Source organism: Paenibacillus xylanivorans (assembly GCF_001280595.1).
Taxonomy (GTDB): Bacteria; Bacillota; Bacilli; order Paenibacillales; family Paenibacillaceae; genus Paenibacillus; species Paenibacillus xylanivorans.
This window is the reverse complement of sequence record NZ_LITU01000004.1, coordinates 53,930-68,430: the sequence shown is the minus strand read 5'-3', so window position 1 is coordinate 68,430 and position 14,501 is coordinate 53,930. Positions and strand designations below refer to the sequence as shown.

16 protein-coding genes are annotated in these 14,501 nt (G+C 45.3%); 14 read left to right on the top strand and 2 right to left on the bottom strand.

Annotated features, from left to right (window positions below; translation table 11 throughout):
• Window positions 1-235 precede the first annotated feature (235 nt).
• A complete protein-coding gene (locus AMS66_RS00355) occupies window positions 236-673 on the top strand; it encodes a hypothetical protein (protein WP_236703050.1) in 438 nt (145 codons plus the stop codon).
• A gap of 642 nt (window positions 674-1,315) precedes the next feature.
• Here the strand turns inward: AMS66_RS00355 and AMS66_RS00350 are convergent.
• Entirely contained in the window at window positions 1,316-1,840 is a 525-nt protein-coding gene (locus tag AMS66_RS00350) for a hypothetical protein (RefSeq protein ID WP_053778946.1), read from the bottom strand.
• Window positions 1,841-2,437: 597 nt separating this feature from the next.
• On the opposite strand from AMS66_RS00350, the gene AMS66_RS00345 reads away from it, so the two are divergent.
• The 12 genes from AMS66_RS00345 to rsmI all read left to right on the top strand — a co-directional run bounded on the left by AMS66_RS00345 (window position 2,438) and on the right by rsmI (window position 12,094).
• Window positions 2,438-2,623, top strand: a complete 186-nt coding sequence (locus AMS66_RS00345) for a sigma factor G inhibitor Gin (RefSeq protein WP_024633689.1) — start codon at window positions 2,438-2,440, stop codon at window positions 2,621-2,623.
• A 341-nt stretch (window positions 2,624-2,964) separates the two neighbouring features.
• On the top strand, window positions 2,965-4,779 hold the full coding sequence (locus AMS66_RS00340) for an aminotransferase class I/II-fold pyridoxal phosphate-dependent enzyme (protein WP_053778945.1): 1,815 nt from the start codon (window positions 2,965-2,967) through the stop codon (window positions 4,777-4,779).
• Between the two features lie 206 nt (window positions 4,780-4,985).
• Window positions 4,986-5,414 carry a CidA/LrgA family protein gene (locus AMS66_RS00335; RefSeq protein ID WP_053778944.1) on the top strand — a complete coding sequence of 143 codons (429 nt, stop codon included), beginning with the start codon at window positions 4,986-4,988 and terminating at the stop codon, window positions 5,412-5,414.
• The gene (locus AMS66_RS00330) at window positions 5,384-6,076 is read left to right on the top strand and encodes an LrgB family protein (protein ID WP_053778943.1); all 693 of its coding nucleotides are present in this window, start codon (window positions 5,384-5,386) and stop codon (window positions 6,074-6,076) included. The genes AMS66_RS00335 and AMS66_RS00330 overlap by 31 nt, the downstream gene beginning before the upstream one ends.
• Window positions 6,077-6,303: 227 nt before the next feature.
• Window positions 6,304-6,951, top strand: coding sequence for a dTMP kinase (tmk, locus tag AMS66_RS00325; protein WP_053778942.1), 648 nt, complete (start codon window positions 6,304-6,306; stop codon window positions 6,949-6,951).
• Between the two features lie 62 nt (window positions 6,952-7,013).
• Complete coding sequence (locus tag AMS66_RS00320) at window positions 7,014-7,343, top strand: cyclic-di-AMP receptor (protein ID WP_017691391.1); 330 nt, start codon at window positions 7,014-7,016, stop codon at window positions 7,341-7,343.
• A gap of 264 nt (window positions 7,344-7,607) precedes the next feature.
• Complete coding sequence (locus AMS66_RS00315; protein ID WP_053778941.1) at window positions 7,608-8,051, top strand: YaaR family protein; 444 nt, start codon at window positions 7,608-7,610, stop codon at window positions 8,049-8,051.
• 9 nt (window positions 8,052-8,060) lie between these two features.
• Window positions 8,061-9,032, top strand: coding sequence for a DNA polymerase III subunit delta' (gene holB / locus AMS66_RS00310; RefSeq protein WP_053778940.1), 972 nt, complete (start codon window positions 8,061-8,063; stop codon window positions 9,030-9,032).
• Between the two features lie 117 nt (window positions 9,033-9,149).
• On the top strand, window positions 9,150-9,950 hold the full coding sequence (locus AMS66_RS00305) for a PSP1 domain-containing protein (protein ID WP_053778939.1): 801 nt from the start codon (window positions 9,150-9,152) through the stop codon (window positions 9,948-9,950).
• Between the two features lie 28 nt (window positions 9,951-9,978).
• Entirely contained in the window at window positions 9,979-10,347 is a 369-nt protein-coding gene (yabA, locus tag AMS66_RS00300; RefSeq protein WP_024633697.1) for a DNA replication initiation control protein YabA, read from the top strand.
• Between the two features lie 85 nt (window positions 10,348-10,432).
• The gene (locus AMS66_RS00295; RefSeq protein WP_053778938.1) at window positions 10,433-11,212 is read left to right on the top strand and encodes a tRNA1(Val) (adenine(37)-N6)-methyltransferase; all 780 of its coding nucleotides are present in this window, start codon (window positions 10,433-10,435) and stop codon (window positions 11,210-11,212) included.
• Window positions 11,213-12,094 (top strand): 16S rRNA (cytidine(1402)-2'-O)-methyltransferase, encoded by an 882-nt coding sequence (gene rsmI / locus AMS66_RS00290; RefSeq protein ID WP_053778937.1) that lies wholly within the window; start codon window positions 11,213-11,215, stop codon window positions 12,092-12,094.
• Window positions 12,095-12,378: 284 nt separating this feature from the next.
• Here the strand turns inward: rsmI and AMS66_RS00285 are convergent, their stop codons facing one another.
• Complete coding sequence (locus AMS66_RS00285) at window positions 12,379-12,633, bottom strand: AbrB/MazE/SpoVT family DNA-binding domain-containing protein (RefSeq protein ID WP_024633700.1); 255 nt, start codon at window positions 12,631-12,633, stop codon at window positions 12,379-12,381.
• A gap of 318 nt (window positions 12,634-12,951) precedes the next feature.
• Between AMS66_RS00285 and AMS66_RS00280 the strand changes: the two genes are divergently transcribed.
• Window positions 12,952-14,232 (top strand): HD domain-containing protein, encoded by a 1,281-nt coding sequence (locus tag AMS66_RS00280; RefSeq protein WP_053778936.1) that lies wholly within the window; start codon window positions 12,952-12,954, stop codon window positions 14,230-14,232.
• Window positions 14,233-14,501: the final 269 nt, after the last annotated feature.

Sequence of the window (14,501 nt, the reverse complement as noted above, 5' to 3'; positions counted from 1 at the left end):
TGGTGGTTTTTATTTGTTTATAAATAAGTTGGTAGCTGATCCAAATGGATGGATGCATGCAGGCTAATTTACCTTCAAAAGAGGGTAAGTGACTGCATGTAGAAAGTCTTGAAATGAAGGTAACATTTTTGTTACGGAAAACGCATTCGAAACCAGTATAATAGAACTATGTTAAATATGCTAAAAGTACCTGACCACAGAGCTGGAATGTGCAGCTGTGAAAAGGAGGGTGTGTGTGATAAGTTGGCGAAGACTAGTTCTTCATTCGTTTCTCTTGCTTGGCCTGATGGGCGTGCTTGTAGGATGCGGTGAAGCAGGATCTGCATGGACTTCTTATGAAGGAGCGGTAAACGAGAAGGGTTTCCCGGTTCCTAAAGTGGCGAATAAATCTGACCAGTCTGAAAACAATTCGGATATGGATTATGTTCGATATACGCTATCTGGTATTAGTGAGAGCACTAGTTTGCCTGAGGTGTATCTAGACGAGATTAAGAGCTGGGGCTGGACAGAAAAGCAAGCCAAGAGTACATCCAATGACTCAAGTTCCCTACGTGTATTTGCTAAAGAAGGGCATACTGTACATCTAGCTGTACATGATGGTTTCTTCACGGTGATGGTTCCTAAAAGTGAAGCTGCCCAGACGACAGTAAAATCACTTGATGATGATGATTGAATGCGTTGTGTTTTGAAGTAATGGATTGACAATTAACGGTGTAATGGTCCGTATTATAGTAAGGCTCCTGATCAGTGATCGGGAGCCTTTTTTGTATTTAGTTGTGTATGTCATGAACCATAGTAAATGAGAAATGGAGCGTTTGACGGTTTATTTTGGCGGTGACTTAATTAGGAGCAGTATATAAACAAGGGCTATCACACACGGAGAAGGAAATGCGGCCTGGATAAGTATGTGCCTGTAGAGGGTGGTTACAGTCCTCTATAGAGTAACTAGGCATAGAGGAGGGGAGAAGGCTACCGAAAGAAAGCATGTTATGAGCGGCTTAAATCGTATTCAATATCAGAAGAGGTGTTCAACGCGACAGGGCGCAATGGAACGGAGTTGAATATACTGCTTTGGGGATAACCATTTTAACTATACCCATGCTGTGGATAAGATAGAAAAGGAGGGGGCATAAAAAAGGTTATCCACAGTGGATAACCTTTAAGGTTGAGAAGCATGACGCGTTAAGTATGGAAGAGTGTCAAAGGAGTGGTTTGCGTCGATTGGGTAGAACGTATGGACGAGCTTTAGTGATTATGTATTACTAGGTTCAAATATACATTGGGTGTGGCAAGTTATAGATCAAGGATAGAACAATTATTGCAGGTAGTAGGAGACATCTTGTTCATTTAATTTGATAAGCCCGTCCTTGCGTTCGCGTGAAAGAACAAAAACAACATATAGACGCGGTACAAGCAGCCACAGATGCCAGAAAATCAACGATAGGGTAAAGGATAAGGGTGACCATATTAAACAGACGGTAATGATACATAGCCCAATCCAGCTCATATTGAGGTGGACCCGTACGAACATGCGGTAGCTGAAATGCTGATCTGGAATATAGCCGAACCATGGCATTTTGAGGTTCCATCGCCAGCGTCGTGCATAGGAGGTACGGACCAACAGTAATATGGTTCTGGCGATGACATAATGAATCCACAGTGTGATCGGGCCTGCCAGGATGAAAAAGAAGAGGCCGGTCCAGGAGAATGCCAATAGGTTAAACAGAAGCATAATCACAGGCAGACACAGATAGCTGAAGATCACGCTGCGGGCAATGGCCTTTTTTTTGAGAAGCCGGTATTGATAAAAGGTTGCTTTATTCTCCGGTTCGGCGATCATACGATTACAAATCCTCCTTCTGGGATCACGTTCATTTCTAAAAGGTATTCGTTTTCATGAATAAGGAAATGGATGACGCAGAGTTGCATTTATGAACCTTGTATGGACTCCAGATTGATGTACAAGATATGGAAGTAGAATAATCATATACAAGTATACCTTCGAACGACCTGGCTGTCAGGTTCTGAATGGTGATGTATTATATATCGGCTGAAAATCCAAGTTTTTTTAAGATTATAGAATATAAGTTTTTGGAGCAGCAGGAGGAGTGGAAAATCACAAAGGAAAATACAATGAAGTGCGGGGGCGTTTCTTGTAATGGCCGTCCAGAAATTTGGTTTTCATATAATAGAAGAAGTTGTAGGTCTGCGAGGCTGTTGCTGCGTAATAGGGCAAGGAAAAGGGCTGCCAAATGCAGGCTGTCTCACTGAAGTATAGAACGAGAAGCATTTTTCTTATGTTTGTTTTCGGTACAGACACCCATGAAGGGGTGGGCGAATATATATATTTTATAGAAAGAAAGCACTATGAAAAGGTTTAAAATAATAGAAACTGTGCAATACTGATAGTAATACGTAAAACAAGGTGGGATGGTTGATGGAAGGACACGCCGAACACACATGCATTATCTGCGAACAGACCAAAAGAGAAGGCATTTTTATTGTATCTGAATTTATATGTGACGCTTGTGAAGCAGAAATGGTTCATACGGATGCACAGGATGCCAAGTACAATTATTTTATACATCAAATGAAGCAGATTTGGGTGCAAAAGAACGCGTAAAGAGCGTTAAATCATATTAGTGAAACATCACATTGACTTGTATCGATGTGCATAGAGGCCCTAGGGGCCTTTTTCTGTTTCTATCAGGGAAATAAGAAGGAGAATATGGACATGATAAGCACCCATGGGTGACTGGATATGAAGCTGCTGCATTGGTGGGAACGCTGATTTGCACGGGGGCTGGACAATTCCTGATATAATGAGATGAGAAGTGATTCACCTCCAAGTTTTGAATGTAGCAGATCGTGGGAGAGAAACAAGCGTGGAAAGGTCGCTGTTGTTATAGCAAGAGCATTGGTACGGGTGTATCAAAATTTATGAATGTACAGGATGATTATTCAATGGAGCATAAATCAAATATCGCACCTTTATATGAGGCGTTGCTTGCGTATCGTGATTCAGGGCAGCGTTCTTTTCATGTACCTGGGCACAAGAATGGACAAGCCTATCGCAAGTTGCTGGAGCAGTCTGATGGAGGAGTCGGCGACGATCACCGGAATGAGGCTGAGGCAAAGGGAAAACGGGGTTTGGGACGGTCAGTAACTGATGGGGAAGAGTGCTTCAGACAAGCTGATGAACAAAGGCATGGCAATGAAAGTGGCGGGCTGACGCTTCAAGGCGGGCATGGAACTCACGGATCTACAACAGATGTGGTACCTGTGAGTGCGTTTCTGGAGATGATGCGGCTGGATGTAACGGAAATCTCGGGTACGGACGACTTGCATCATCCAGAAGGAGTTATATTGGAGGCGCAGCAGCTGGCAGCGGACTGTTTTGGGGCAGAGGAGAGCTTCTTCCTTGTCGGAGGCAGCACGGCTGGTAATTTGTCTTTGCTGCTCACCGTATGTAATGAACCGAACAGCTTTGTACTGGTGCAGCGTAATGTGCACAAGTCCGTCATTCACGGATTGATGCTAGCAGGCGCAAGGGCTGTATTTCTGGAGCCATGGGTTGATCCAGCGAGTGGACTTGCCGTGATGCCGTCGCTTGAGACGGTGCAGGCTGCTGTCCAGTCATATCCTGAGGCAAAGGGAGTACTTGTGACGTTGCCCAATTATTACGGGATGGGCGCTGATCTGACGCCCATCGCTGAGGTTTGCCACGTGGCCGGCATGCCGCTGCTCGTGGATGAAGCGCATGGCGCGCATTATGGGCAGCATCCGGAGCTGCCAGCTTCTGCACTGTCCTGCGGAGCAGACGGTGTGGTGCAGTCGACTCACAAGATGCTGTCTGCTTTCACCATGGGAGCCATGCTGCACGTTCAAGGACCACGGTTAAACCGGTCCCTGCTGCGTCAGCGTCTGGCCATGGTGCAAAGCTCAAGTCCATCATACCCGGTGATGGCTTCGCTTGATCTGGCGCGCCGTCTGCTGCATACGCAGGGCGCGAATGCCTTCACGGCGGGACTTGCCGCCGTGGATGCCTTTAAGCGCGGCCTTGCGGAGCTGCCGCGCTTTCGGTTGCTGCAGCCGGCACAGCTGCTGCAGCAAGAGCCGCCAGCCGAGGCGAAGCCGGCAACTGGCGGGAAGTCCGGGGCCGCCGCTGTACCGGGGCGGCCTGAAGCAGTGCCCGCGGCGGCGTTGCCTTCAGCCGCGGGGTACACCGCTCAGGACCCGTTCAAGGCCGTCATTTATGACGGCACAGGGGTGCTGAGCGGTTATGGGCTGCAGCAGCAGCTGGAAGCGCGCGGCTGCATGCCCGAAATGAGCGACGAACGATACGTCGTCTTGCTCTTCAGCTTGGGCTCGTCGCTGCGCGATGCCGAGCACCTGTTGCAGACTTTAAGTCAAATCAGCCTAGAACAGGAGCAGAGCCAATCTAGTGGTGAGCTATCAAAGCGTTTCACAAAAGAGGCTGAAAATTATATTTCCACGTGGAACAATTTTCAAGAAGGAACTCCTTTTTCGGAGCCCATCCCATTTACGTTGCAGCCGATTATGGAGGAGGATACGACAGAGGTCTCCATCGAAAACAGTGTGGGTCTTCGCTCTGCGGAGATGGTCATTCCGTATCCGCCCGGCATACCTCTTGTGTACGCTGGTGAGCGAATAAGCACGTCCATGGCAGCACGTATTAAGCTGCTGAGAGATGAAGGAGCAAGGTTCCATGGCGTATCGGATACTTCGCTGCAATCATTGAAAATCATCAGGGAATAAATGAGTTACATCGGCAAAGAACTTGAGGAGTCAACCGGCATTAAAACCAGCATTTTGCTTAATTCAATTCAAATCACTCACGGGTACAACGTATAGACGAATAGAAGCATTTCAATCTATAAAGATGCTTTTTGGATTTATGCAAAATGCTCAAACAAGTTAGGACATCATTGTTGTCTGGACATAAAGAAAGAAGGGAACAAACCTTGGATATTCCGCTAAAAAAATATACGGGAATAGTCCTGCAAGTCATACTGATGTACGGTTTTTATTGGATAGGCAACCTAGTTCAGGCTGTACTGCATCTGCCGTTAACAGGAAGTATTGTCGGAATGCTGCTTCTATTCATCGTCATTCAACTGGGATGGATCAGAATAAGCTGGGGCGAAGAAGGATCATCATGGCTTCAATCGAATTTGCAATTATTATTTATCCCTCCCACGGTGGGCATTATCAATCATTTTGATTTTTTTAGAGCTAATACGGTGCTGCTTGTTCTGGGATTAATCGTTAGTACATTAATTACCTGTCTGTTGTCTGCGAAAATCAGTGAATGGCTCATGGCGTGGAGATCGACGCATCAAGGCAAGAAGGAGGCGATCCCATGCTCACATTCATCCTCGGATTCGGAATGATTGCCCTGACCGTGGCTATATATATTCCGGCGACTCATTTATATAGAAGAGTGAAGTGGCCGATTCTTATGCCCGTATTGACGGCAACGGCAGGCATCGTACTGATCCTGCTCATTTCCGGTATAAAGCTCGATACGTACATGCTTGGTGGCAAATGGATACAGGAGTTATTGGGGCCGGCTGTAGTTTCCTTGGCGTTCCCTTTGGCGAAACACCTTGATGTTCTGAAACGAAATATAATTCCGATATTGGGTGGGACCTTGGGTGGGAGCATCGTTGGCATGTCCACAGGGGCCGCCATATCGCTGCTGCTGGGTTATCCGCAAGAAATTGTTATTGCATTATTGCCTAAATCCATAACCACACCCGTTGCCATTCAACTAGCTGATCAGGTGGGAGGAAATTCATCCTTCACTTCGTTATTTGTGATGATTGCCGGTTTTTCGGGGATATTATTGGGGCCAATGATAATGAAATGGGCCAGAGTAAACAGCAAAAATGCGTATGGGATCGGACTTGGTTCTGCTTCCCATGCACTGGGGATGGCAAGATCTTTTGAGTATGGGGAAAATGCAGTCGCATTGAGCTCTGTATCCATGATTGTCAGCGCTATTGCGGGCTCTATCATGCTTCCATTATGGGTTTCGATCATCTATGGCTGACCAGGTCGATTTCACGAAAATATTGGAGAATAGCTGACCGCTAACGCGGTATCATGTATGTTATTATAGAAAGAAGCTTGTACCATACACTCGAAACAATCTATGGAGTAGACATGAACATACACCTCTGGGCGGGTTCATTCATAGTCTGGAGTATGAGAGGATCGAGGTCGTAATTATCGCAGCACAATTAGGAGCAATTATCGATATAGAAAGCAGGGAAGCATATGCAGGGCAGAGGTAAATTCATTACGTTGGAAGGGGGAGAAGGGTCCGGCAAAACAACGATGATCAGTAAGCTAGGTTCTTACTTTGAAGAACAGGGTATACCATATGTAGTTACTCGGGAACCTGGCGGGATTGAAATTGCGGAGAAAATACGTGCCATCATCCTCAATCCTCTTCATACGGCAATGGATGCACGAACCGAAGCGCTGCTCTATGCAGCTGCACGTAGCCAACATCTGGCTGAGAAGGTGGAGCCTGCATTAAAGGCAGGGAAGACAGTTATCTGTGATCGATTTGTAGACAGTAGTCTGGCCTATCAAGGATATGCTCGTGGTCTAGGCGTGGAGAATGTTTGGGCCATTAATCGGTTTGCAATAGGAGAACTAATGCCAGATGTCACACTTTATCTGGATATCGAGCCGGAAGCAGGTCTGGCACGCATTGATGCCCACGATGGACGTGAGGTTAACCGTCTGGATCTTGAAAGTCTGGAGTTCCACCACAAAGTGCGTGAAGGCTATTTTTTACTGAAGGAACAGTTTCCCGACAGAATCAAGGTCATCGATGCTTCTCAAAAGCAAGAAGAGGTCTTGGCAGCAATGATTTTGTCGCTTGAGACAGGGATTTTGAAGGATTTTGACGAGTAATTGTCTAATATATAGACAGGGCATTTCACAAGGTGCTTATTATCTGAAGGAGGTTATGCAGGATGAAACTGATTGTTGCGATTATACAGGATAAAGACAGCAACCGATTATCCAGCGCATTGGTCAAAGCAAATTTTCGGGCTACGAAATTGGCCAGTACCGGTGGATTTTTGAAGGCAGGCAACACGACGTTTATGATCGGTGTCGATGATGGTCAGGTCGAGTCCGTAATGAACGTCATTCGCAGCAGCTGTAAGGTTCGTGAACAGCTCGTGACCCCGGTCACTCCAATGAGCGGAACAACCGACTCTTACCTGCCGCTACCTGTCGAAGTTCAAGTAGGCGGAGCTACCGTGTTTGTTCTTCCGGTAGATCGTTTTGAACACTTTTAATGATACATTTTGCATAAATCCAATGGAGCGTCCTTCTTGTTATCAAGAATCGCGTTCTCTGTCCGGAAGAAAGCTTTTCTATCAGGGGAAGATCTTATTTCGGACAGAGGTTGACTAATAACGAATTGATCCATGTGGTGATATTAACTACTATTATATATAGAGTATGATGAAACACATATATAAGGCCTCCTCCACGCACAGGCGCAGCGCGCACTGTGCTGATGGGCGATTGGCCTACTATGATAGAAAGCAGGCGTTTCCATGAAAATTAACCCTGGATTCCGACCGATGCAGAGTGGACTCAGTTCTTCCGATTCCGGCTCCAAACCGGTTCAATCCAAAAATTTCTCTGATATGATGAATCACCAGGGTGAACGGGCATCACAGGCTGAACTTACCCGCCGATTAAGTGAGATCCAAATGCAGGGTGACCGTCTGTCTCGTTCCATGACGATTCGTGAATTGAAAGCATATAAGCAGCTTGTAAAAAGATTTCTGGAGGAAACGGTCCGTCGCGCTGTGTCCATGAAAGAGACTCGAGGATGGGATCGTCGGGGAAGAGGGAAACGTTACAAGTTAATTGATGAGATTGACTCTGCCTTATTATCTATGGCTGATGAGCTATTGGAAACAGAGGAAGGCAAGATTACGTTATTACAGCAAGTAGGAGAAATTCGGGGAATGCTTATTAATTTAAGCTTCTGAGGAGGAAGTATGACCTTTCAACAAATTATGGGTCAGCAGGCAGCCAAACAAATGTTACAGAGCAGTTTGAGACGTCAGGCCATAAGTCATGCCTATTTGTTTAGCGGACCATCCGGCAGTGGACAATTGCAGACGGCGATTACATTTGCGAAAGCGATTTTCTGTACAGAGCTTGAAGATGATGCCTGCGGACAGTGTCTTGAATGTCGTAAGGTGGAACATGGAAATCATCCGGATTTAACCATGCTTGCACCAGATGGAAATAACATTAAAATTGATCAAATTCGGGATCTGCAGCGTATCTTTTCGTACCGTTCAGAGGCGGGGCATCCCAAAGTATATATTATCGAACAGGCCGATAAAATGACCGTACAGGCGGCCAACAGCTTGCTGAAGTTTCTGGAAGAACCACAGGTGCCCGCGGTAGGCATTTTGATTACGGATAATGGACAGGCGATGCTACCCACCATTCGTTCACGTTCTCAATTGGTTCCTTTCAGCGCACTGAATCCGGAAGATATGCTGCAATCGCTGATTGCGGAAGGTCACCCTGCCAATCTGGCTCGGTCTGCCGTCCATTTAGCGTCAGGACTGGAAGCATGTAGAGAAATTCTCCAGCAGAATTGGTTTGCAGAAATTAGAAACGTAATGTTACAATTAGGGAAGGAGTCCCTGGGTAGAGGAAGTACATCATTGATCTCTGCACAGCAGAAGCTTTTTAAAACCGGGCTCTCAGAACACCTGGATACGATGCTTAGCCTGTTCCATTTATGGTTCAGGGATATGCTGTATGTCCAGTATGGTAGGCATGAACATATCGTTTTTATAGATCAGTTGGACATGCTGTCTCAGTTGGCCCATACCCGCAGCACCGAGCAGTGGGTTTCCTATATGGATATGGCCGCAGCATGCAGAAAAAAATTGCGTTTCAACGTCAATGGCCAGCTTTGTCTGGAGCAATTTTTGATCGGTTTGGCATAAGACTGGGAGAGGACAGATTTTGTTCCAATCATATGCAAACGGTTATAACTTCGGCGGGTTCCCTAAGAAGACAGGGCTTCAGACGAAGTGGGATTGGCTTACGAGGGGGTTAATTTTTTGTACAGTGTAGTGGGTGTCCGTTTCAAAAAAGCGGGCAAAATTTATTACTTCGATCCCCTGGACCTTCCCATTGAAAAAGAAAACTGCGTTATCGTGGAGACAGCGCGGGGGGTAGAGTACGGTAAGGTTGTCGTTGGCAAGAAAGAAGTAGGCGAGTCTGATGTGGTGTTGCCGCTCAAAAAGGTCATCCGGGTGGCGGGCGAGACAGATGCCCGTGTCGTAGATGAGAACAAGCGTGCAGCAAAAGAAGCATTCGGTACTTGTTTAAATAAAATCAAAGACCATGGCCTCAAAATGAAGCTGGTCGATGTGGAATTTACGTTTGATCGCAATAAAATTATTTTTTATTTTACAGCTGAAGGAAGAGTTGATTTCCGGGAGCTGGTCAAGGATCTGGCAAGCATTTTCCGGACACGGATCGAACTGAGACAGATCGGTGTGCGTGATGAAGCAAAGATGCTTGGAGGGATCGGACCTTGCGGCCGAGTATTATGTTGTTCTTCCTGGCTGGGAGACTTTGAGCCGGTATCAATCAAGATGGCTAAAGATCAGAGCCTGTCACTGAATCCGACGAAAATTTCCGGGTTGTGCGGAAGACTCATGTGTTGTCTGAAATTTGAGCATGATAACTATGAAAGTGTGAGAGAAGAACTACCGGCAGTAGGCAAGTTGGTCGTCACCTCTTTGGGTGAAGGAAAAGTTGTCGGCATCAATGCGGGTAGTCGCACAGTCCATGTTCAACTGTTCGACATCAGTAAAGTCAAAGAACTTCCGCTGGATGACGTCGTTATCAAGTAAACCATAAAGGTTGCTTCGGGGTGGAAACTTGGAAAAGAAAAATCTGTTTACGCACATTCATGAAATGGAAACCCAATTGGGCCAGTTGCACAGTGATTTAGGAGAGTTAAAAATGATTGTTAAAGAGCTGCTTGAGGATAATCAGCGGCTTACCATCGAGAATGAGCAGTTACGCAAACTGCTGAAGCGTGAGGCCCCGGCAGATTTGCCCATCGCATCGGCACTCGCTCCGGTAGCAAGGCCTGCTGGTCCGGCTACTGGTGAAGATGTTGTAGGTGAAGGTTATGATAATCTGGCTCGGTTGTATCATGAAGGATTCCATATCTGCAATGTCTATTATGGACATTTGCGGACGGAAGGCGATTGTCTGTTCTGCCTGTCTTTTTTGAATAAATGAAGTGGCCGTAGGGATCCCCTACGGTTTTTTTTCAAGGTTAAGAACCTTGTCTGAGATATAGAGTACCGGAGGATGAGTGTATCATATGACAGAAAAATCAATAAAATTGCAAGATTCGGAGCGGATCGACGATCTGCTCTCTCATGATTTGAAGATTATTCAAAGTGATGAAGTATTTAGTTTTTCGATGGATGCCGTATTGTTGGCCCGATTTGCTTCAGTACCTAAACGTGGTCGTGTGCTTGATTTGTGTACAGGCAATGGGGTTGTTCCCATTCTCTTGACCACACGAACACAGGCGAGTCTGGAGGGCATTGAAATTCAGCCGCGATTGGCGGATATGGCACGTCGCAGCGTACAGCTGAATGCATTGGAGGAATCGATCACGATTCATGAAGGTGATTTGCGTGAACTTGTGAAAGAAACAGGCCATGCGGTATACGATGCTATAACGGTTAATCCTCCTTATATGCCGCTGAATGGAAGTGATCTTAAGATGAACAATCATCAGGCAATGGCGCGCCATGAAATCGGGTGTACGCTGGAGGAAGTCATTCAGGCCTGCAATCGTCTGGTACGCAATGGCGGTAAAGTATCCATGGTTCATCGCCCGCAGCGTCTAGGCGAGATCATCTCTCTGATGCGTGAGTATAAACTTGAACCGAAACGGATTCGGATGGTACATCCCCGTGCTCATTTGGAAGCCAACATGGTGTTGATTGAAGCACTGAAGGATGGGAAACCGGAGGTACGCATGCTTCCACCACTGATTGTCTACAATGAAGAGGGGAAATACTGCGAAGAAATCATGGACATATATTACGGTGCACAGCCTGCACAACGTACAACGGAAGGAGGGCTATAGATGACATTGCATATTCAGAAGAGCTACGCGGAGCAGTCAGGTGACGCCGGGAAATTATATCTGGTAGGAACACCGATCGGTAATCTGGACGATATGACATTTCGAGCAATCAAGACATTGCAGAGCTGTGACATCATTGCGGCGGAAGACACACGCCAGACCCGAAAGCTGCTCACCCATTTTGAAATCACACCATCGATGTTGTTCAGTTACCATGAGCATAATAAGGGAGCCAGTGGGCCTGAACTAATACGCTATATAATAGAAGGAAAAAATTTGGCGCTTGTCAGTGATGCCGGTCTGCCGGCCATTTCAGACCCTGGTTCCGATCTTGTAAAACTTGCACTTGAAGCTGGAATTACGGTCATACCCATTCCTGGAGCCAATGCAGCGTTATCAGCTCTGATCGTATCCGGTTTACCGACGGAGCGTTTCACATTCGGCGGTTTTTTGCCGCGGGAGAAAAAAGACATGCGAAAAGTGATGGAAGCTTTTAATGAGTCTAACGGTACTTTACTATTTTATGAGTCCCCTCACCGTATTCGCAAAACTTTGGGCTATCTCGAAGAGATTCTCGGTGATCGGTCGATTGTACTGGCACGTGAGTTGACGAAACGTCATGAGGAGTTCGCAAGAGGCAGTATCCAAGAGTGCATAGACTGGCTTGAGGAACATCCGCCACTTGGGGAATATTGTTTGCTTATAGAAGGTATCAGGGAAGAAGAGCGTAAGGCGGAGCGGGAAGCCTGGTGGCAACTGCTGTCTTTGGAGGATCATGTGAGCCATTATGAGAATGAAGGACTTAGTCGGAAAGATTCGATGAAGAAAACAGCAACGGATCGGGGTTTGACGAAACGAGATGTATATAACGCTTTAATCTAATAACGAATCAACAAAATATGCTGGAATAGGGAACATAAACTTAAAGGAACCTTAGATCCAATCTTAATGGAATATTAAAACGAGTAGAGCGGAGAAAAAATATTACGAACGTCACCGCTCTTTTTTTGGAGTTAAACAGACTCGAAGCTGGATCTTTTGGGTAATGAAAACCAATAAAAGCAAAAAAAAACCTTCCAGCGGTGGGGTTCACACCGGGAAGGCGATCAAGGAATATAAAAAGGTTAGAAATAACAATTTAATAAGACCATTATACCTGGAATTTCTTATTTTGTCACAGGTGCAGGGATTTCGGAAATACATTCGTTACAAACAATTTTACCTTTGAAATAAGTAACGTTCTCTGCATTGCCACAGAAGATACAAGCTGGCTCGTATTTTTTCAACATGATGCGCTCGCCATCAACATAGATCTCAAGAGCATCTTTTTCACCAATACCGAGCGTACGGCGCAATTCAATTGGAATAACTACCCGTCCCAGTTCATCCACTTTTCTTACAATACCTGTTGATTTCATCATTATAATCAGTGCTCCTCTCAGCTAACGATCATTGTCATTATTCGACATTATTTTATGTTTTATGATACTCATCATACCAACGATTCCCAAAACAGTCAACCTTAAAATTAGCTTAAAATAAAGGCTGTTTTTGATAAGATTACGAGTGGTAAGGGATTGGAAGCCGTTTTTCGTATTTAAACATGAATGTCAGCTTTGTCGATTTGGAAAACGACAAAACTACCTTATTCGACAAGATTCGTCAAAGAATGTCGAATCCTTGGTGGTATTATACTTAAAAGCGACAAATACAAACGATATTTAAAGGAGTGAATAGACATGGAACAGCGTTTAACGGAAGAAAAGGTGTTTAAAGATCCGGTACATAATTATATCCATGTGCAAGATCCGATTATATGGCAGTTGATCAACACGCCCGAGTTTCAACGTTTACGTCGAATCCGTCAATTGGGAACATCATTTCTTACTTTCCACGGTGCAGAGCACAGTCGCTTCTCACATTCCTTGGGTGTCTACGAAATTACGCGTAAGATTATTTCCCAATTCGAAAGAAGTCACTATTCAGATTGGCCAAAGGAGGAAAAAACGGTAGCCCTTTGCGCAGCATTGCTCCATGATCTTGGACATGGGCCATTCTCTCACTCTATAGAAGAAGCTTTCGATATGAATCATGAGGATTGGACTTGTAAGATCATTACAGGTGATACCGAAGTAGGGGCGATCTTAAGACGGTATGCTCCTGATTTTCCCGAGAAAGTGGCTTCTGTTATTCAAAAAACGTATGAAAAGCCCATTGTCGTTAATTTGGTCACCAGTCCGCTGGATGCGGACCGCATGGATTATTTGCTGCGGGATGCCTACTTTACAGGTGTCAACTATGGGACGATCGACCTTGACCGCATCCTGCGTATGCTGCGTCCATATCACGGACGAATCGTGGTTAAGGAGTCGGGCATGCACGCCGTGGAGGATTACTTGATGTCCAGGTACCAGATGTACTGGCAAATTTACTTTCATCCGGTCACCCGAAGTTCGGAAATTATATTGCGGCAAATCTTTAAGCGGGCGAAAAGTCTCATACAGCAAGATTTTCAATTCCGCTTCATGATCGATCCACTACCCCAGTTATTCAATGGAGATCTATCGGTGGATGAATATTTGCAACTGGACGAAGCTCTGATTCAGACGGCATTTATGCAGTGGCGCAAAGAGGACGATGCTGTTCTAAGTGAGTTATGCGAACGTTTTATAGATCGCAAATTATATAAGTATGTAGAGATTGAACAGATCGACGTAAACATGATTGAAGAGATTCGGGAAGCCTTCACCTTAGCAGGTCTCAATCCCGAGTATGATCTTGAAATTGATTTTCCAACGGATAATCCGTATGATGTGTTTCGTCCGGATGAATCGACGGACAAGCAGATCCTATTACTTGATCGGCAAGACAAGTTACATGAGTTGTCAGAGGTGTCCGACATCGTCCGTTCAATCAGTGGCCTTCACCGCGGAAAGCATCACTTGTATTATCCGCAAAATAAGGTAGATGCGATTGTCCATGAATTACCGTCCCATATACGCCCCTATTTCTCACATTAAATGATATGCAATGCTGTTTATGAGTCATGATGCAAAAAGCTTTCTAAAAGAGCTATTTTTCATAATACAGTAATCTGCTTTAATGGAGAGTACATGTAGATCGACATAATTTTGTAATCAGAGCAATTAGAATACAACCCGAGAGACTAAAAATAAGCAACATATAGATAAGAAGGAACTTGTTCGCTCTACATGTTGTGCTCAATGAACTAATGGAATGAAATATAGAAAAAAGCATGATCCATTTAGTAATATTTATGTTCTGGTTA

Coding starts and splice junctions, on each gene's coding strand:
- holB (WP_053778940.1), top strand. CDS start 8,061: ATGACCTTTCAACAAATTATGGGTCAGCAGGCAGCCAAACAAATGTTA.
- AMS66_RS00280 (WP_053778936.1), top strand. CDS start 12,952: ATGGAACAGCGTTTAACGGAAGAAAAGGTGTTTAAAGATCCGGTACAT.
- tmk (WP_053778942.1), top strand. CDS start 6,304: ATGCAGGGCAGAGGTAAATTCATTACGTTGGAAGGGGGAGAAGGGTCC.
- AMS66_RS00345 (WP_024633689.1), top strand. CDS start 2,438: ATGGAAGGACACGCCGAACACACATGCATTATCTGCGAACAGACCAAA.
- AMS66_RS00330 (WP_053778943.1), top strand. CDS start 5,384: ATGCTCACATTCATCCTCGGATTCGGAATGATTGCCCTGACCGTGGCT.
- AMS66_RS00295 (WP_053778938.1), top strand. CDS start 10,433: ATGACAGAAAAATCAATAAAATTGCAAGATTCGGAGCGGATCGACGAT.
- AMS66_RS00315 (WP_053778941.1), top strand. CDS start 7,608: ATGAAAATTAACCCTGGATTCCGACCGATGCAGAGTGGACTCAGTTCT.
- rsmI (WP_053778937.1), top strand. CDS start 11,213: ATGACATTGCATATTCAGAAGAGCTACGCGGAGCAGTCAGGTGACGCC.
- AMS66_RS00285 (WP_024633700.1), bottom strand. CDS start 12,633: ATGATGAAATCAACAGGTATTGTAAGAAAAGTGGATGAACTGGGACGG.
- AMS66_RS00350 (WP_053778946.1), bottom strand. CDS start 1,840: ATGATCGCCGAACCGGAGAATAAAGCAACCTTTTATCAATACCGGCTT.
- AMS66_RS00340 (WP_053778945.1), top strand. CDS start 2,965: ATGGAGCATAAATCAAATATCGCACCTTTATATGAGGCGTTGCTTGCG.
- AMS66_RS00320 (WP_017691391.1), top strand. CDS start 7,014: ATGAAACTGATTGTTGCGATTATACAGGATAAAGACAGCAACCGATTA.